16 protein-coding genes are annotated in these 18,381 nt (G+C 41.9%); 5 read left to right on the forward strand and 11 right to left on the reverse strand.

The genetic code is table 11. The features are described 5' to 3' along the window. Positions 1-36: 36 nt before the first annotated feature. The 4 genes from BN8908_RS04910 to BN8908_RS04925 form a co-directional block, all read right to left on the reverse strand. Entirely contained in the window at positions 37-858 is an 822-nt protein-coding gene (locus tag BN8908_RS04910) for an SDR family oxidoreductase (protein WP_227462024.1), read from the reverse strand. Between the two features lie 197 nt (positions 859-1,055). Then, positions 1,056-2,216 carry a tetratricopeptide repeat protein gene (locus BN8908_RS04915; protein WP_021988717.1) on the reverse strand — a complete coding sequence of 387 codons (1,161 nt, stop codon included), beginning with the start codon at positions 2,214-2,216 and terminating at the stop codon, positions 1,056-1,058. A gap of 59 nt (positions 2,217-2,275) precedes the next feature. Beyond that, complete coding sequence (gene gyrA, locus BN8908_RS04920) at positions 2,276-4,780, reverse strand: DNA gyrase subunit A (RefSeq protein ID WP_068689485.1); 2,505 nt, start codon at positions 4,778-4,780, stop codon at positions 2,276-2,278. A 211-nt stretch (positions 4,781-4,991) separates the two neighbouring features. Next, positions 4,992-5,756: an MBL fold metallo-hydrolase gene (locus BN8908_RS04925; RefSeq protein ID WP_021988719.1), complete on the reverse strand. Its 765-nt coding sequence runs from the start codon at positions 5,754-5,756 to the stop codon at positions 4,992-4,994. 269 nt (positions 5,757-6,025) lie between these two features. On the opposite strand from BN8908_RS04925, the gene BN8908_RS04930 reads away from it, so the two are divergent. Further along, entirely contained in the window at positions 6,026-6,730 is a 705-nt protein-coding gene (locus BN8908_RS04930; protein WP_021988720.1) for an SAM-dependent methyltransferase, read from the forward strand. 4 nt (positions 6,731-6,734) lie between these two features. On the opposite strand, the gene BN8908_RS04935 is transcribed toward BN8908_RS04930, so the two are convergent. The 4 genes from BN8908_RS04935 to BN8908_RS04950 all read right to left on the reverse strand — a co-directional run bounded on the left by BN8908_RS04935 (position 6,735) and on the right by BN8908_RS04950 (position 10,468). Next, the gene (locus BN8908_RS04935; RefSeq protein ID WP_068689487.1) at positions 6,735-8,519 is read right to left on the reverse strand and encodes a vWA domain-containing protein; all 1,785 of its coding nucleotides are present in this window, start codon (positions 8,517-8,519) and stop codon (positions 6,735-6,737) included. A gap of 17 nt (positions 8,520-8,536) precedes the next feature. Next, a complete protein-coding gene (locus BN8908_RS04940; RefSeq protein WP_068689489.1) occupies positions 8,537-9,373 on the reverse strand; it encodes an ATP-binding protein in 837 nt (278 codons plus the stop codon). A gap of 86 nt (positions 9,374-9,459) precedes the next feature. Continuing rightward, the gene (locus BN8908_RS04945) at positions 9,460-10,011 is read right to left on the reverse strand and encodes an NADH peroxidase (protein ID WP_021988723.1); all 552 of its coding nucleotides are present in this window, start codon (positions 10,009-10,011) and stop codon (positions 9,460-9,462) included. Between the two features lie 31 nt (positions 10,012-10,042). Further along, positions 10,043-10,468 carry a Fur family transcriptional regulator gene (locus tag BN8908_RS04950; RefSeq protein WP_068689491.1) on the reverse strand — a complete coding sequence of 142 codons (426 nt, stop codon included), beginning with the start codon at positions 10,466-10,468 and terminating at the stop codon, positions 10,043-10,045. 305 nt (positions 10,469-10,773) lie between these two features. Here BN8908_RS04950 and BN8908_RS04955 point away from each other — a divergent pair, with 305 nt between their 5' ends. The 3 genes from BN8908_RS04955 (at position 10,774) to BN8908_RS04965 (ending at position 14,099) form a co-directional block, all read left to right on the forward strand. Further along, a complete protein-coding gene (locus BN8908_RS04955; RefSeq protein ID WP_021988726.1) occupies positions 10,774-11,091 on the forward strand; it encodes a hypothetical protein in 318 nt (105 codons plus the stop codon). A 94-nt stretch (positions 11,092-11,185) separates the two neighbouring features. Next, on the forward strand, positions 11,186-13,318 hold the full coding sequence (locus BN8908_RS04960; protein WP_068689493.1) for a TonB-dependent receptor: 2,133 nt from the start codon (positions 11,186-11,188) through the stop codon (positions 13,316-13,318). 109 nt (positions 13,319-13,427) lie between these two features. Continuing rightward, a complete protein-coding gene (locus BN8908_RS04965; RefSeq protein WP_068689495.1) occupies positions 13,428-14,099 on the forward strand; it encodes a hypothetical protein in 672 nt (223 codons plus the stop codon). A 40-nt stretch (positions 14,100-14,139) separates the two neighbouring features. Here BN8908_RS04965 and BN8908_RS04970 read toward each other — a convergent pair whose 3' ends face one another. The 3 genes from BN8908_RS04970 to BN8908_RS04980 are packed head-to-tail and all read right to left on the reverse strand — an operon-like array spanning position 14,140 to position 17,513. Further along, positions 14,140-15,321, reverse strand: a complete 1,182-nt coding sequence (locus tag BN8908_RS04970) for a hypothetical protein (RefSeq protein WP_068689497.1) — start codon at positions 15,319-15,321, stop codon at positions 14,140-14,142. Beyond that, positions 15,318-15,962, reverse strand: coding sequence for an ATP-binding cassette domain-containing protein (locus BN8908_RS04975; RefSeq protein WP_021988730.1), 645 nt, complete (start codon positions 15,960-15,962; stop codon positions 15,318-15,320). Before BN8908_RS04975 ends, BN8908_RS04970 begins: the two co-directional genes overlap by 4 nt. Positions 15,963-15,995: 33 nt before the next feature. Continuing rightward, the gene (locus BN8908_RS04980) at positions 15,996-17,513 is read right to left on the reverse strand and encodes a DUF4836 family protein (RefSeq protein WP_082989222.1); all 1,518 of its coding nucleotides are present in this window, start codon (positions 17,511-17,513) and stop codon (positions 15,996-15,998) included. A 171-nt stretch (positions 17,514-17,684) separates the two neighbouring features. On the opposite strand from BN8908_RS04980, the gene BN8908_RS04985 reads away from it, so the two are divergent. Continuing rightward, on the forward strand, positions 17,685-18,362 hold the full coding sequence (locus BN8908_RS04985) for a superoxide dismutase (RefSeq protein WP_082989223.1): 678 nt from the start codon (positions 17,685-17,687) through the stop codon (positions 18,360-18,362). Positions 18,363-18,381: the final 19 nt, after the last annotated feature.

Raw genomic sequence — 18,381 nt, forward strand, 5'->3', positions numbered from 1 at the left:
CAATACGACACATACTTTCAACTAAAATGCAGGTATTTATTTAAAAGGGGAATCCGGTTCTTTAGCCATATGGGCATAGGTAAGCTTTTCTACGAATCGGGGCCACCATTTACTTAAAAAGACCGTCAGTTTTCCTTCGATAAAAGTCATTATAATTTCTCTTTTCCGTTTCCGGATACCTTTAATAATGATCGAGGCACACCGTTCTGCCGTCATCATATTACTTTCATTACGAGGACTTTCTCCTTGTTGGCGCCCTTCGCTGTTCAAAGCCGTTTTGCGAATATTCGAGGCCGTAAAGCCCGGAGCTGCCACCAGGACATGCAATCCCTTTTTCCGGTTTTCTACCCGTACTGTATTCAGGAAGCCCCGTACCGCAAATTTACTGGCAGCATAACCCGTTCTGCCGGGCAGACCGATATATCCGGCAATCGAAATAACCCCGACTAAACTGCCTTTCGTTTGCAAAAGGTAGGGAAGTGCGTATTTACTGCAATATACCGTTCCCCAGAAATTGACATCCATGACTTTGCGAAGCACGTTTGTATCCAGGTCTTCCAATAAAGCACGCATAGAGATACCGGCATTATTAATCAATATATCGATTCGCCCGAAATAGCGGAATGTCTGTTCCATCAATTCCTTACAGGCCAATTCCTTTGTGACATCCGTACGGATCGATAATACATCGGCACCTTGTGCTTTCAATTCTTTTTCAATAACCAATAAGTCTTCCAGACTTCTGGAAGCCAAAGCAATTTTTGCACCTTGACGCGCCAATTCATAAACCAAAGCTTTGCCGATGCCAGAAGAGGCTCCTGTGACAACTGCAACTTTATCTTTCAGGGAATTCCGCATATCTCAAATATTTAAGCCAATCTTTTAAACTCCACAAATATAATAATTTCTAAAGGCTGAAAGACTATTTTTTTATAAAGTTTTATGATATTTGTCCGGAAGGAAGAAGTTTTTATTTGTCCTATAATTTATATTATGTAAATTATGAATCCCGAAAAATAAAGGGGAGAAGTTCCCCTTTATCATTCCGTAACGAATTATTTTTCCAATTCAGCTTTCACTTCCTCGTATTTTTGCATATAACCCGGATCGTTATTTCTCAGTTTGAAATACAATTCTTTTAAGGTAGTCAGTGTATTTCTTTCCGTCGGATTCAGTTCCCGTGCTTTTTCGAAATACGGAATTACGGCTGTATAACCGGCATATACCTGTTCCATACCTTTGTTATATTCGTCAGCATCTACGATGTCGTTTACTTTTTTGTGCAGTTCGATGACTTCTGTCAATTTGAGGTTTCCCAGGTTGTATTGTGCAGCAAAATCTTTCGGATCTACAGAAAGGGCTTTTTCATACATAGCCATTGCTTTTTCCGGCTCTTTCATTTTCTCATACAACGTTCCTTTGGCTCTGTAGAAAGAAGCGTTATTCGGGTCTTGCTTGATGGCAGCATCCAGATATACTTCTGCTTTTTCCGGTTCACCGCCCAACAGGTAGTAATTGATCAATTCTACCAGCATATAAGCATCGTTCGGGAATAATTCATAGCCTTTGTGAAGGTATTCAACAGCTTCTTCTTCTTTCCCTTGTTCTTTCAATACGTTGGCCAGCATAGCGTAAGTACGGGCCGGTTCATAATTGTGTTTCAGGGATTCCTTATAAAATTTTTCAGCTTCGGCAAATTCTCCGGCTCTTTGAGCAGCCACACCGGCATTGAAGATAATAGCAGTATCTACAGCCGTAGAATTGACTATCGGAGATTTTTCGATTTCCAGTACTCTCTTGAATGCTCCCAAAGCACCTTTGAAGTTTTCTGAGTTATAATACTCGATAGCCTTGTTAGTATAATCCGCAATTAAATTTTCGTATTGGGTTTTCAGCTTTTTGTTAAATTTACCCTTTTCATCCAGTTGAATGGTTTTCTGAAAAGCTTCCCAGGCAACATCCAATGCATTCGGGTCCAGTTTACGATAATCATTTAGCGGACTCTCAAAAATCGCCTGATAAATCTGACCTTTTGTAAAATGAGATTTAGCGTCATTTACGCAGTTTTCGTGTGTAATGGCTTCATCAATCAGCTTTTTGGCTTCATCCAGCTTTCCGGACGTAAAATAACTTGTAGCCTGGGCTACTTTTCCTTTCTGTGCATAAGTAAAACCTGCACAGAAAAGTAAAATTACAATAAAAGTTAATTTTCTCATACGTAGGTGTTATTTAATTTATGTTTCAGTTTCACGTTTCAAACGCGCATTTTGTTTCATTATTCATTCGAAGTATCTGCTTCCGGTGCATTCTCTTCATTGTCCATATTCTCATCTTCTTTGGATGCCGACACTTTGGCCACGGCAGCAATGGCATCATCGCTCCGCAGGTTTATCAGTTTTACACCCTGTGTATTCCGTCCCATGACTCTCAGCGAAGCGACTTCCATACGAATCGTCAATCCGGATTTTGTGATAATCATCAGATTGTCTTCATCCGTAACGTCTAATAAAGCAATCAGATTTCCGGTCTTCTCCGTCAGATTTATCGTTTTGACTCCCTGGCCGCCCCGGTTTGTAATACGATAATCGCTGATAGCCGAGCGTTTACCGAAACCATTTTCAGAAACGACCAATATATCCGCTTTATCCGGTTCGACACATATCATTCCGATTACTTCATCCTCTTCGCTTTTCAGTTTGATTGCCTTTACGCCTGCTGCAATACGTCCCATCGGACGAACTTTAATTTCAGGGAAGCGGATTGCCTTACCGGATTTTACGGCCAACATAATATCGTTATCTCCATTGGTCAGTTTGGCCTCCAGTAATTGATCGCCTTCTTTGATCGTAATGGCATTCACCCCGTTTTGGCGCGGACGCGAATAGGCTTCCAGAGTTGTCTTTTTGATGATGCCTTTTTTGGAACATAAAACAATATAGTTGCTGTTTATATAATCGGCATCTTTTAAGTCAAGCAGATTGATATATGCCTTAACTTTATCATCCGGTTCTATATTCAGCAAATTCTGTATGGCGCGTCCTTTGGACTGTTTTGTACCCTCCGGAATTTCGTATACTTTCAACCAGAAACACCGGCCTTTTTCCGTAAAGAACAACATGGTATTGTGCATTGTCGCCATGATCAGGTGTTCCAGGAAGTCTTCATCCCGGGTAGCCGATCCTTTCGACCCTACCCCTCCTCTATTCTGTACTTTGTATTCACTCAGAGGAGTGCGTTTTATGTAACCCATATGTGAAATGGTAATAACGACTTCGTCATCGGCATAGAAATCTTCCGGATTGAATTCTTCCGAAGCGTATACGATATCGGTACGTCTTTCATCTCCGTATAGCTCTTTCATTTCCAGTAATTCGCTCTTGACAATACGCATACGTAATTCCAGACTGTCCAGAATTTCACGCAAATGTGCAATCAATTTCTCGATTTCCTCGTATTCGGCGCGTAATTTATCCTGTTCCAGACCGGTAAGCTGACGCAAGCGCATATCGACGATGGCAGCAGCCTGAACATCTGACAGACTGAAACGATCAATCAATGTATTACGTGCTTCTTCCGGCGTTTTAGAGCCCCGTATGATCCGGATAACTTCGTCGATATTGTCGCAGGCAATAATTAAACCTTCCAATATGTGGGCTCTCTTTTCAGCCTGTCTCAATTCGAATTCCGTACGACGGGTCACCACCTCATGACGATGTTCCACAAAATAGTGAATCAAATCTTTAATGTTGAGTAGTTTTGGGCGACCGTGCACCAGTACGACATTGTTAACCCCGAAAGACGTCTGTAAAGCGGTATGTTTTAGTAAGGTATTCAATACCACGTTGGAAATGGCATCTTTTTTTACATCGATCACGATCCGCATACCGTTCCGGTCGGACTCGTCGTTGACATTGGAAATTCCCTCGATTTTCTTTTCGTTGATCAATTCGGCGATGCGCATGATCAACTCCATTTTATTTACCTGATAAGGAATCTCATGTACAATGATTTTCTCTCTTCCGTTCGGAGTCACTTCTACGGAAGTTTTAGCCCGCACAATAATGCGTCCTCTCCCCGTCCGGTAAGATTCTTTGACACCGTTGTATCCGTATATCGTACCTCCCGTCGGAAAATCCGGAGCCTTGATGATTTTGATCAAATCTTCAATGTCGATATCCTCATTATCGATATAGGCACATATCGCATCTACAACGTCATTGAGGTTGTGAGGAGCCATATTCGTTGCCATACCGACAGCAATACCTGAAGCTCCGTTCACCAGTAAATTCGGAATTTTAGACGGAAGTACGGTCGGCTCCTTTAAAGATTCATCGAAGTTAGGAACCATATCCACCGTATCTTTATCCAAATCGGCCAGCATCTCTTCTGCAATTTTCTCCATACGGGCTTCCGTGTAACGCATGGCAGCAGGACTGTCTCCGTCAACGGAGCCGAAGTTACCCTGACCGTCGACCAAAGGATAACGCAAAGACCAGGGTTGTGCCATACGCACCATGGTCATATATACAGAACTGTCTCCGTGAGGATGGAACTTTCCCATTACCTCTCCGACGATTCTGGCTGATTTCTTATAAGGCTTATTAGAATTGACTCCCAGTTCATTCATACCGAATAACACCCTCCGATGTACCGGTTTCATTCCGTCCCTTACGTCCGGCAATGCTCGTGAAACAATGACCGACATTGAATAATCAATGTAGGACGATTTCATTTCCTCTTCAATGTTAATCTTAATGATTTTTTCTCCGCCGTTTTCCATCTACTAATTATATTGTTAACTTGTTTAAATCCAAATATTTACACAAACGCTGCACTCCCACCCGTGAAAACCTCACAAATGTAATAAATTCAACCGAATTTTAAGACATAAACGAATGAAAGTTTTAATATTCCTACTTGCTCCGGACGTATAAATCCTACGAGAAAGGGGAAGGATTATCAATCCTGATATCATTGATTATGTATGAGATTTAATTTACCTCTACCGCTAACGTATCGTATGCCAAATGTATATGGGCGGGTAATTCCGCAGACACTTCAGCGGTCAGGCCCATTTGATGCCCTATATGTGTCAGCCAGGCCTCTTTTACCTGTAATTTTTGTACAACTTCAACCGCTTGGGCCAAGGTGAAATGAGACAGATGGCTTTCTTTACGCAAAGCGTTTATGACCATGTATTCCGTTCCCTTCAACCGCTCCATCGAACTCTCGGGTATGTAATTGGCATCCGTAATATAGGCGAAATTACCGATCCGGAATCCCATCACCGGAAGCTTGTGATGCATCACCGGAATGGGAATGACCCGGATATCATCGATGTAAAAAGGATTCGGGTCAATGACATGCATGTTGATTTCCGGTACCCCGGGGTATTTAAATTCACTGAAAGCATACGAATAATCCTTAAAAACAGCTTCTTTCGTCCGGATATCCGTATATACATCGACAGCTCCGTGTTTCACCCAGTTGAAAGCCCTCACGTCATCCAGACCTCCGATATGATCTTTATGCTCGTGGGTCAACAGGATGGCCCGGATATCCTTTACTTCTGCCCGCAGCATCTGGTAACGAAAATCGGGTCCCGCATCGATGACAATGTTTTTTCCATCGATTTCCAACATGGCAGAACAACGTAACCTCTTATCTTTTTTATCTTCTGACCGACATACCTCACATTCACAAGCAATAACCGGTATGCCTTGTGATGTACCGCTCCCTAAAAAAGTCAATTTCATAGTTTTCTTAATTTTCATACAAAAATAATGAAAAACCGGTGCTGGCAATTATAATTTACCTGAAAAATACACCCCGGAGATATGGTAAACGGTAATTTTTCTGATTTTAATCATTCTGCCGGAGTCAGCCCCTGAATACTTTTTTATACAGTCTGTTACTGAAAAAGCTGTAATGCCCCCGTATCCGACCTGCCTTTTTGAAATTAAATTGAAACCTACGATCCGGAATCTACAACCAAATTTGTACTTTTGTACGCAAAAACAAGTATATGGGAAAACTTTATCTGCTACCGAACAGTTTGGGAGAATCGGCTTTGGAATGCGTACTGCCAAACGAAGTTATCAGCCTGATTCGTCAGTTACGGGTATTCGCCACCGAAAATCCTAAAAACACACGTCGTTTCCTTAAAAAAATAGACAAAACCATAGATATCGACAGTTTGATTTTTCTGGACCTGAATGAACATTCTACCCCGAAAGAAATCGAAGCTTGCTTGCCCTGGCTGGAGAAAGAAGATATGGGGATCATTTCGGAAGCCGGTTGTCCCGGAATCGCAGATCCGGGAGCCGAACTGGTCGCGTTGGCTCATCGTCGCGGTTACCGGGTATGTCCCCTTGTAGGTCCTTCTTCTATCCTATTGGCACTTATGGCTTCCGGTTGCAGCGGACAACATTTTTCTTTCAACGGCTATCTGCCTGTGAAAGATAACGAGCGCAGTAAAGCTTTAAAAAACTACGAAAAAGAGTCTGCCCTGGAAAACCGCTCCCAAATTTTTATCGAGACTCCCTATCGTAACCTGAAACTTTTTCAAGAAATGCTGCATGTGCTTTCTCTTCAAACAAAACTTACGGTAGCCTGTGATATCACTACTGATAACGAATATATTAAGACAAAAACAATACGGGAATGGAAGCAATTGCCTCCACCTGCTATAGACAAACGCCCGGCCATATTTATCCTATATGCCCGCTAAGCCGTCAGAATACGGTTTCATCGGCCAGCGAACTGAATTTCTTTCTCAGCCAGCGGGAAAACAGTACAATTGTATCAGCTCCGGAATACGGAATAAATTCATCATACATATCTGCCTGGTCAAAATTATCGATTCCCAGAGATAAGACTTCGATTCTTTTCTTTTTCCCTTCATGAACAACTTCCCGCACCTGCTCTTGGGGATCCTCTCCTTCAGAAGCAACTACAGAAGGCGTTCCGTCCGATATCATCAGAAACAATTTATGGGGACTGTCGGGCTGAAATTTTTCAAAGCAATATTGCATGGCATAACCGTCGGCATTGGCATACAAAGCCTTTTGTGAGAAAAGTTTAGCGAGTTGCAACCGCCGTCCGGGTTTATGAAAACAAGTTACTTCAATACCGTTGTCGTCGCAGCGGTGTCCATATACGGAATACGTTACCACATTCGCATATCTTTCAAAAGCCAATACCAGGGCGACAGCCAAGACCGTTTGCATGGCGATTTTATCTCCCGTAACCATAGAGCCGGACAAATCCAGTAAAATAACGACTTCCAACCGGGCCGAAGGAGCCGGGGTTTCTTCCCAGAAAATATTCCGGTTATAGCGGGATTGATATAATTCTTCTTCGTCCAGTTCTCCCGCATCCTGTTCATAAATCACCTTATTTTTATCTGTTTTTGCCGAAAACATCGACAACTGAAGTTGTATACCTGCGGCCAATTCTCTGGCTTTTTTCAGCAGTTCACCGGAAATCGTCCCGGTTTCGGCTTCCACTTCCCGGATTACATGTACAAATTCCCTGGCAGACGCCTGTGTCCGGCGGTTGCTCTCCGAAGAAGAGGTCTTCGCATAATAATGGAACTTTTCCGGATTGAATGTCCTTTGCATATCTGCAATAACAGACTCTGCCATCCGGATATCGCGGTCAGCCGTATAATCTTCAAATTGCCGGAGTGTATTCTTTACTTCCTGTAAACAGAAATTTTCGCTAACCGTCCCGTTTTCTCCGACAATTCCAGCCAATTCTTCTGCAACGCTCTCTATTTCCGTAAATGTCAACGCAGCATATCCTTTGATTTTATCCAATAATAAATCAATCTCTTTCACTTTCCGGGAATTACCCGGAAAACTGTTTACCTCCCGTATGTATACCGGATCTTCCAGGATGTTGGGATACAATATTTTACAACATATATAATCAGTTAACGCTTCATGTCCGTCGTTTCCGTTGATATCCCGGTTTTCCGGGTCCATCCCTCCGTAAAATCCGATGCGCTGTTCCATAGCCCACCATCCCATGGATAAGGCCAAACGCCTGGCCGTATACAGAAAAGAATGATAGCCGGGATACGCATTTACCAGTTTGGATTCCACCCGGCGGTCTTCCAGCATATGTAAAAAACCGGTTTGTACAGGGGTATACCTCCTGGCCTCTCTGGCCCCGATATCCTCGCGGGTATAGAGCAGATGTCCCAGTTCGTGAATAAAACTTCCGAACAGGGCATTTACTTTTATATCTTCCGGTATATCCAAACGCAAAAGCTTGATATTCAATGCAATTTTTGCAGGATTTACCGACAAATTGGGAGCTTTGTTCGATAGTACGATTCTGGGAATTTCGCCGGTGATATGCAAAGCCAGCTTAGCACAGGCTGCAACGATCCCGACGATATTTACCGTATGAAATGATTTATTGACCGGTGCCCCGGAAGTATTGAAATGTCCCCACCAGGCCCGGTCGATAAACTGATCTTCATATATTCGTTGCAGTCGTTCAAAATCCATACTTTATCCCGGTTAGTTCATATACCTTGCAACAAAGCTCTGGCAAGCACTTCCTCCCCCGACAGCATATAATTGGTAAGAATGATTTCTTCTACCACATCCTGTAGCGAATAACCCAACGGAAGATAAGCGGCAGCGTCCAGTACCTGCCGGGTAGACAAGGATACGGAAAGGGTTTCTTTGGCTTCCCCCAGCCTTAATATGCGGGCGATTTCCGCTAACCGGACAGCATCTTTACGGGCTACACCGTCAATCCGGCTGCATATCAGAGCCGATTCTTCCCGGGGAGACAAATAATCCAAACGTGTTTTGATAAAGCGGTCTTCAAAAGCCGTGTCCAGACGTTGAGCCGAAACATAAGCAAAACCGGTATTACCCGCTGCAATAAAAAGGACGTTCCTGCCTTTATTATACCTTTGTCCGGAATCTTCGTCGTACAAATACGACTGATGCCGATCCAGTACCGTCATTAGAAAATTAGCGGCTACAGCCGGAGTACGCGTCAATTCGTCCAAAAAAATCAACGTCGGCCGGTCTGAAACGAATGCCCGGAAAAACTCTGAACGTACCGCAAGAGTTTTACCGTCTTCTCCAATGATCAGACTGCCCACAAACATTTTTTTGGGCTTAAACGCCTGTCCCATATTAAAGGCATGGTATTCCATACCCATAGCATCCGCCAGCTCTTTGGCCACAGAAGATTTGCCGCAACCTTTCGGACCCAGTAAAAAAGGATATTTTTTCAAATACAGGGTATGGCATAAAAATTCCCACTTTTGTATCGGAATACATAGTTTATCCGAGTGTTTGGGAAGCGTGAAGATTGGATTTCTACAAGAAAACAGATCCGTCATTACTGATAATTTTATTCGCAAACATACACAAAAAAACCGGATTCAGAGTTTTTCCCTGAATCCGGTTTATAGTCCAGCGACGGAATTTATTTTTTGAAATAACGGTTGTACAGTCCTTCAAATCCTTTTCCGTGACGCGCTTCGTCTTTACACATTTCGTGTACGGTGTCATGGATAGCATCCAAATTCAGTTTTTTGGCCAATGTCGCAATTCTTTTCTTATCTTCACATGCGCCGGCTTCTGCTTCCATACGTTTTCTCAAATTTGTTTCGGTATCCCATACCATTTCACCTAGTAATTCACAGAATTTTGATGCGTGTTCGGCTTCTTCCCAAGCGTAACGTTTGAAAGCTTCGGCAACTTCCGGATAACCTTCGCGGTCGGCCTGACGACTCATGGCCAAATACATTCCGACTTCTGTACATTCCCCGTTAAAATGTGCTTTCAATCCTTCTAAAACTTCCGGATCTACACCTTGTGCCACACCGATGACGTGTTCGTCGACAAATGTCAGCTTACCTGACGTTGCTTCCATTTCTTTGAATTTACTTCTCGGAGCCTTACATTGAGGACAAAATTCCGGAGCTTCCTCTCCTTCATACACATAACCACATACTGTACAGATAAATTTTTTCATAATGATTTTGATTTTAAATTAACGATTAATGTTACTTAAGTCTCTTATTATCACACAATTTACAATATCCCTTATAGTATAAATGAGTTTCCGTTATTGTCAATTCCTCTCCCCCCCGGACAATCAGTTTATCCAGATAATCAACTGGTATATCATACACTTTCCCACATCCCAAACAGATAAAATGCGCATGATCCGAAACATCAATATCATAACGTATATTCCGATCGTCTATTCCCAAAGCCATCAATGCACCTTGCTCGGTGAACAGCTTCAATGTATTGTAGACAGTTGTTTTCGATAAAGTAGGCATCCATTTAATCAGCACAGAATGAATCTCGTCCGTACTGGGATGTGTCCGGTGTTCCATCAGATATTCCATAATGGCTATCCGTTGTACGGAAGGCTTTATCCCATATTTGGCCAAATAGTCCTGAGCCGTTACAATTGAATCCATTTTTTATTTGTAATGATTACAAATTTGATTTTAATACAAAATTATATTTTTTCTCATAAATCGCCAAAATGTAAGAAATTTTTTTGAATTCACGTTGTTTCAATACAGGGACAATGTATCTACAAATCATTAATTGGCAAATACTTAATATGAAATGAATTTTTTATCTTTTCTCTTTTAGCGGTCATAAAAAAGCTATATATTCCGTTCATTTTATAAGTTTACGAAAAGCAATTTCTACAATAAATAAAATAAACGATGTAAATAGTTGTAAAGTGTATAAAATATTTTTCTAACTTCGCCACATGTTTTTCTTAGGTATATCGGCAAACATATTGATTTATTTACTGGCTTCTGCCTTTTTGGGTGTACTTTTGTATACACATGAAAAGAGTGTGCCGGCAGAATATGTCAGTTCTGCTGTCGTCGTTGTCGAAACACGGCAGGAAGAGCCGGTTCATTACGAATGGTATGCTTATTGCGAACAAATCGTACCGAAAGCGGAGAAAGAACATACCATCGTATATGTAGAAATACAGACACCGCTTTATGTCCCACCTCACTATCAAAGTCTTTTCTTAACACGGAAGGCTTTGCGTGCTCCGCCTGTCCCTATGGCTTGATAATACCGGAAAGAATTTCAATCCGGTAATGTTGTCCGGATAAGTCATCCGATAAATTTTAGCATTCTATTATTTCATCATTAAAATGATGTGTATGCGTTATCTATTTTATATTTTATTTATTATTCCGGTATTTCCGGCGTTTTCTCAGAAATCGGCTATATTAACGACAGACGATTCTTTATATCACATCATACAACAGATGCAGGAGGTTGTTGTTACGGCTGAAAAGAGAGAGCTGAAACCGACAGATATTCCGGCTGCCTTGACGGTGGTTACGGAACGTACAATTCCGGGTGAGAATAATCCGGATTTGCGGAATATATCCGGTATCGTTCCGAATTTTTACATGCAGGAAGGCGGCTTAAAGCTTTCCACACCTTTGTATATCAGAGGTATAGGGACGGTTTCCGGAACCCCTCCGATAGGACTTTATGTTGACGGAGTGCCTGTATTCGATAAAAATGCATTTGTCTTCGATCTGTATGATATCCGGCAGATAGAAGTGTTGCGTGGACCCCAGACGACATTGTACGGACGGAACAGTATCAATGGCCTGATCAATATCAACACCCGTCCGGCAGATAACAAATTTGCCATACGGGCGAAGGCCGGTCTTGCCAGTTACTATTCTCAAAATTACAATCTGATTGTCAATCTGCCGGTTAAATTTATTTACAATAAATTATCTTTTTCCTACAATAAATCGAAAGGTTATTTCAAAAACCGGTATGACAATGACAGGCGTTCGAATCCGACAGAATCTTATAATGGCCGCTATCAGGGAAATATATATGCAGCAAGAGACTGGAAAATCGCTTTCGGTGTAAACTACAATCATTCTTTCGACGGCGGATATGCTTATCATGCAGTCGATTCGTTAAAAGCCGACCGGTATCTGGTAAATTACAATACCCCCTCTTCTTACAAAAGAGATATGATATCTTCTTATCTGAATCTGAAGAAAATGGGAAAACATACCGCTTTTAACTGGATCACATCTTATTCCTGGACAAAGGATAAACAGATTCTGGATGCGGATTTTACTTATCTGGACGTATTTGACAATATCAAAAAATCCAATCAGAATTTGGTTACCCAGGAAATCAACCTCCAATCGATTGCCGCAGCACACTGGGATTGGACCGTTGGTGCATTCGGCTTTTATAAAGACCTGACGAATAAATACCTGGCAACTTTCGGCAAAGACAAGGCTTACCTGTTGCCTTTACCTTTGGATCAGGCCAAATATTTTAATAATACCACAACGAAAGGCATTGCCGGTTACGGACAAATCACTCTGAAAGAGATGTGGCCCGGTATGGCAGTAACGGCCGGTATCCGCTATGACTATGAAAATGCAGCCCTCACCTACCGGGATAGTCTTCTTTTCACCGGAGATGCAGCTTTCGGTCCTTTTCATGCGTCGGATAAAAAAAGTGATTTTCACGCCTGGTTGCCCAAATTCTCTTTCATGCAGAAATGGAACGACCGTGTATCTCTTTATCTCAGTGTAGCGAAAGGCTATAAAGCCGGAGGATACAATATCATTGCCAACGAAATGAGCTCGTTGTTGACGGATCTCGGATATGACGAAGAAAAATTGTGGAACTATGAATTGGGTTTCAAATATTTCAGTCCCGCCGGGACATTCAACCTGAATGCCGCCGTTTTCTATATCGATTGGAAGGACCAGCAGATATTCGTTATGGGTATGATGGGTCCGAGTATAAAAAATGCCGGTGACGCAAGGAGTATCGGAGGTGAAATGGACTTAAACTGGGAATTATTCCCTAATTTGACTTATTTCTTATCTGCCGGATACAGCAATTCGAAATATTATCATCACCTGACCAAAGAATACGAAGGCAACCGTATCGTTATGGCTCCTGAATTTACGGGTAATACGGGAATCGCTTACCAAAAAGCGCTTCGCACAAGCTGGTGCCGGACCCTGGGAATATCGACAAATGTCACCGGTTTCGGTACCCAGTATTTTGACGAAGCCAACCGGTTAAAACAATCTCCTTACTTCCTGTGGAATATGGATATTACCCTATCCGGGAAATACGTGGATTTCCATATATGGGGCAAGAACATACTGGACAAAGCATTTTTTACTTATATGCTGAATAATCCGGTCGGACAGAAACTACCTCAATATTACGATATGGGACAGTCCGGAGCCCCTGCCCGTTTCGGAGCCTCTGTAACATTTAAAATTTAAGTCCGTTGACGTATTCAGTATTTTTGTAGACTATTTGTATACAAACACTTAAATTGTTAGGATGTATACTTGATTTTGAACAATTACTTAACTTATTAAATACATGATTATGAAAAAGCATATCATTTACATTATTATTGCACTGTTCTCAACCGTTTTTATTGCCTGTGACGATAAGAAGAACGACGATAGCCCTCTCACCGGTTCATGGACCTACGAGGAACCCCATTTTCAATTTGAATATGCCGAAGATTCGATTGTATTCCAAATTATGCAGGAGCCATATAAAAAGAAGGTTGAAGATTTAAAAACGGAGTTTCTGGCTATGGCAACAGAAAAAATGGGAGCTTACTTCAAAGGTGTGGATTTTAAAAACGACGGAACCCTCAAAATCAATATGAGTTTGCAAGGTGGAACGACGATGGCTATGGGTGGTACATATAAAACTGACGGTAAATATGTCCAGATCAATCTCGATACGGAGATATTACAGCAGATTATGGGTGGAAATATCCCTCAAATTCCGGCGATCAGCTTTACTTATACCCTACAGAACAATAAATTACTGCTTTATTTTGATAAAGTTTACGTTAATTCATTGGTTCGTACCATCATGGGAAATGAAGAATTGCGTTCAAAAATTCTTTCTTTAATACCGGGATTCGACCGGATTCCGGAACAGGCCTTACCCGCTGTCATTCAGAGTTTAAACGAGCAAATTACCGGTATACTGAACAAAACCGAAACCCTGGAATTGGGATTTATCTTGCAACGTCAATAAAATAATGAAGTATTCTTTTGCCGGAAACGGCAAAAGAATACTATAACTTTTTGATTTTCTTCCGGATAACCAGTACATGAAAACCGGAAACCAAAAGAAACAAGCCTATTCCGGTCATCCATAAAACAGCCACACCGCCCGGTGTAAATTCAGGCCAGATTGCCCGGAACCAGTCCATATAGAAATTGCGGACCAGCATGACAAGCAATAAAGCGGCCGCAATAACCGATCCGTTTAAAAATAACGTTAAATTCCGATAAGGACGCGCTATCTGTCCGACCGGATATCCGATCAATAATAAATTTTCCAGCTTATAGCTATTCTTCTGTAAAAGCAGATAAATACTCAACATTAAAATATAGAAAGCCAAGAGGCATATCAGCAATCCGACTACGGATACCGAAATTGTCAAAACGTTCAAGAACCAGGTCATCTTTCCGACATCCGCCTTACCTTCTTCGCTCTCATATCCTTTTTGCCGGAAAAAGCGGGTAATCCGTTCATCGGCAGGATTACCGGTTTCTACAATTAAACGGGAAACCGGGTTGGAATCGCCGGATGCAAAAGTACGATTGGCCCAGTCCATAAATTGTTGCGGCACCAGAATCGTATTCAACCGGTTCGAGAAACCGACAACTTTCCCCGTGTAGTCTGCCTGCTGTCCGTTTCCACGCAGTTCTACATCCATACGAAGCATTTCGATTACATTTTCCGAAAGTTTCGGTAAACTACGGGATTGAGCAAAACCGAAATTATACAAATTCAGATAATTGCGAGGTATAATAATAGGAATTACTCCCTCTTTTTCATCAAAATGCCACTCATCCGTATTCACGTCGATATAGTCATCCGGAACCGATTCGAAAAACATTTCCGTAGCAAATCCGCGCCCCTGTATTTCAACACCTGCCGTTACTCTGAATCTGGAAGCGGTAAAACCGGCTACTTTCCTGACAAAAGGCTGTCGCGCCAATTCCTCTGTTTCCTGCCTGCTGAAAGTATTGTCTTTACTGGATAATACCCCCCAGGTACTGACTTTCTTTGTGACCACCAGATAATCTTTTTTGAGAAAGCTGTCTCCTCCTTCGAATAAAGGCCGTAAATCCAAATAGATTTGCAGGGTCAGCAATACGATAACCATTCCGGCCAGATTGGCGAAAAAGAACCCGATTAATTGGGCAGGACTCAGATGCGCACGCAGTAATTTCCAGACCAGATTCATAAATGCAAAATTTTATCGTATTGAACATCCAGCTTTTTGCCGATAGAGGTCACAATGATCGCTGCATCCTGACGGGCGGCTTCTTCTGCCAGTAGAGCACCGACAGCCCGGTTATTCGCTTCGTCCAGGTGACTTACCGGCTCGTCGAGTAATACAAAACGGAAAGGTTGGCATAAAGCCCGGATACAGGCAACCCGCTGTTGCTGACCGAAAGATAGTTTTCCGGCCAACTGCTCTTTCTTATCGCCTATACCCAAGCGTTCCAGACTTTCCATGATCCATTCCGGCGTTTTAAAACCCGTAAGCCGGTTCTTTATCTGGATATTTTCCCAGACAGTCAGTTCTCCGAACAAACGTAATTCCTGAAAAAGAATACTAAGCGAATCCTTACGCAATAATCCCCACTGTTTCTTATCCAAGTGCCTGATATTTTGTCCGTCAAATGCAATTTCGCCCAGATAATCCCGGCGATAGCCGTAAATATAACTGCATAAAGACGATTTTCCGGCTCCGGATACAGCTTCTATCAAATACTTTTGTCCCGAGCGGAAAGTCACCTCTTTATGCCAGATTTCAGATGTCCGGCAATCTTGTCGGCTGAATATTTCAGGTACAATATTTCGCAATAAGATCTCTTCCATCTGTTTTCAATCAAAATTTCCGGAACGAGTATTTTACTGCTTAGCTATTTGGGTGCCTTCCTGTATCAGAACCTTCAGACTGTTTTGCTCCTTATCTTTCATATAGATATTCAGATAAGCCGTATTATTAACGCCTAAAGCTTCCACGTATGAGAACATAGAGAGAGCCTGCAGCATAAGGGCTCCTTGTTGCGGACCCTGCATCTGATAAATACTCATCTGAATAAACGGAGATGCCAGCATTTCCTCTACATTAAGCAATAAAGCTGATCCGGCATTTTTTAAACCGGCTGTCCAGGGTGTATCTCCTAGAGGTTTCTTTGCCTTTTTACCCAGGTTTTTGAAACTATCCGAATCATTTGTCAGGTAAAGAAGTCCGTCTTTTTCTCCGAAATATACCGTCATTCCCACCATATTTATTTTTGCCTCGTACGCATTTTTACCTTTATTTTTCACCTCAACCACTTGTCCCATTTGCGGTTGTTGTAATGTAAGTGCCAACAGTTGAACCGGATAAGCATTTTTAGCCTGGGCATAAGCTAAGACATTCGGAATGCCCATGGGATTAAAGGCCGATATTCCCCAGGAAAAATCCCCGTCGAAAGCTGATAAAACCTTTACTAATTCATCTTTATTCACTTGTTGCAGGGCCTGGTTCCAGGCTTCATTTTGCTCAAATTGCTGACAAATCTGTTCGCCGTTGATATGAGCCGCAGCATAACAAAGCGTCGTTGCCGGGAAATAATTCAACAGGCTGTTATTCAGATTTCCGGCCTGTGCTATCCATTGCTTCATGACCGGATCGTCCGACAATATCTTATATGTCAACCCTATTTTTCCATTTTCAAAATTCAAGGTTCCCAGTATACTGATTTGGGATATATCTACTCCGTTCAGCAATGGGTTGCTTTGGGCTAAGGACTCTTCCCCCCACTTTTTAAAAGAGAACCACCAGGCAATATCACTATCGACTGCAACCATATCTTTAAATCCTTGTGTCTCACTGATATTTGCAGTTGACTGAGCGGTAAGTAATTTTTCGGCTGTCGCAAATGTCTCCTCGGCAGTACTCTGTATATTAAGTCCCAACAACACATACTCATTAAAAAGACAGGCAAATTCCCCTCCGATTACCGTACGGGAATATCCGTTTTTTTTCGATAAGGCTTCACATTTGCCTTGCTGTTGCAGTATTTGAAAAGTCTCTTTCAGCTTGGACAGGTCTGCAACTTTGGCAACAGCGCCTTCGCAATCGGCTGTAAAAAGAAATACGTTCTCATTCAAATCCAAACCGGACTCATTCCCGTTCTTCAAAAATAAATCCAATTTACCGGCTATCTCAGGAGTTACATATTGTCCGGCATAAGCAGACAATTTTTCTCCGGCATCCGATTTTTCCAATAAGCGGTTTATCTTTATGCTACCGATTGCCGAGGCATTTTCAGGAATTGCATCATAGTAAGCTTTCTGCACCGTCTCCGTACAAGCGGCAAAAAAAATCCCCATAGCCATTAGTAATACCAATGAGGATAATAACTGTTTCTTTCTCATAATCGAAATTTTATTATTTTATACTGCAAAGCTATTAAAATATGCCTGATTGGAGCGACAATTTCGTAAAAACAGCTTCATTTTTTGTAACTTTAGCGATATGAAAACGTTAAAATAATACTAAGAATACTTAATTACCTAATCTATATCTTATTTATAAAACAAAAAACCATGAAAACACAAGATTTATCCAATCTGGTAAAACAGGCTGCCTGTCTGTTACTCATCTCCCATAAGGTGAATCAAAAAGACGAAAACAATAATTTCAAATTATTGCCGACCCTCTATCCGGAAGATGCATTGGAGCCTTACATCAGTAAAAAAACGGTAGAATTCCATTATGGAAAGCATTTGGCCGGCTATATACAGACTACGAATAATTTGAAAGCCGATACCGAATACAAAGATCTCAGCATTGAGGAGATCATGTTGCAGGCAGACGGTAAACTATTTAATAATGCCGCACAGGTATACAACCACTATTTCCAGTTCGAAGCTTTACATGCCCCTAAAAAAGACAATGCCCCCGAAGGAAAAATCAAAAAAAACATAGAAGGTACGTTCGGAAACCTGGATACTTTCAAACAAAAATTTGCAGAAGCTGCAACGACATTGTTCGGCTCAGGCTATGTATGGCTGCTTGCTTCCGCCGATGGCAAACTGGAACTTGTTCAGACCAAAAATGCAGAAAATCCGTTAACGGCAGGAAAAACTCCCGTGTTGAACCTGGATGTATGGGAACATGCTTACTATTTGGATGTACAGAATTTACGCGCCAAATACGTTGAAAACTTCTGGAACATTGTCGACTGGGAAAAGGTCAATAAACGTCTGGAATGTATTAAATGATAAAAAAGCTGAGTCGGGG

The organism is Culturomica massiliensis, assembly GCF_900091655.1.
Classification (GTDB): domain Bacteria; phylum Bacteroidota; class Bacteroidia; order Bacteroidales; family Marinifilaceae; genus Culturomica; species Culturomica massiliensis.

Excerpts from the sequence above, each read along its gene's own strand:
- BN8908_RS04960 (WP_068689493.1), top strand. The coding sequence starts at position 11,186 with ATGCGTTATCTATTTTATATTTTATTTATTATTCCGGTATTTCCGGCG.
- BN8908_RS04985 (WP_082989223.1), top strand. The coding sequence starts at position 17,685 with ATGAAAACACAAGATTTATCCAATCTGGTAAAACAGGCTGCCTGTCTG.
- BN8908_RS04925 (WP_021988719.1), bottom strand. The coding sequence starts at position 5,756 with ATGAAATTGACTTTTTTAGGGAGCGGTACATCACAAGGCATACCGGTT.
- BN8908_RS04955 (WP_021988726.1), top strand. The coding sequence starts at position 10,774 with ATGTTTTTCTTAGGTATATCGGCAAACATATTGATTTATTTACTGGCT.
- BN8908_RS04970 (WP_068689497.1), bottom strand. The coding sequence starts at position 15,321 with ATGAATCTGGTCTGGAAATTACTGCGTGCGCATCTGAGTCCTGCCCAA.
- BN8908_RS04950 (WP_068689491.1), bottom strand. The coding sequence starts at position 10,468 with ATGGATTCAATTGTAACGGCTCAGGACTATTTGGCCAAATATGGGATA.
- BN8908_RS04975 (WP_021988730.1), bottom strand. The coding sequence starts at position 15,962 with ATGGAAGAGATCTTATTGCGAAATATTGTACCTGAAATATTCAGCCGA.
- BN8908_RS04940 (WP_068689489.1), bottom strand. The coding sequence starts at position 9,373 with ATGACGGATCTGTTTTCTTGTAGAAATCCAATCTTCACGCTTCCCAAA.
- BN8908_RS04945 (WP_021988723.1), bottom strand. The coding sequence starts at position 10,011 with ATGAAAAAATTTATCTGTACAGTATGTGGTTATGTGTATGAAGGAGAG.
- BN8908_RS04935 (WP_068689487.1), bottom strand. The coding sequence starts at position 8,519 with ATGGATTTTGAACGACTGCAACGAATATATGAAGATCAGTTTATCGAC.
- gyrA (WP_068689485.1), bottom strand. The coding sequence starts at position 4,780 with ATGGAAAACGGCGGAGAAAAAATCATTAAGATTAACATTGAAGAGGAA.
- BN8908_RS04965 (WP_068689495.1), top strand. The coding sequence starts at position 13,428 with ATGAAAAAGCATATCATTTACATTATTATTGCACTGTTCTCAACCGTT.
- BN8908_RS04980 (WP_082989222.1), bottom strand. The coding sequence starts at position 17,513 with ATGAGAAAGAAACAGTTATTATCCTCATTGGTATTACTAATGGCTATG.
- BN8908_RS04915 (WP_021988717.1), bottom strand. The coding sequence starts at position 2,216 with ATGAGAAAATTAACTTTTATTGTAATTTTACTTTTCTGTGCAGGTTTT.
- BN8908_RS04910 (WP_227462024.1), bottom strand. The coding sequence starts at position 858 with ATGCGGAATTCCCTGAAAGATAAAGTTGCAGTTGTCACAGGAGCCTCT.
- BN8908_RS04930 (WP_021988720.1), top strand. The coding sequence starts at position 6,026 with ATGGGAAAACTTTATCTGCTACCGAACAGTTTGGGAGAATCGGCTTTG.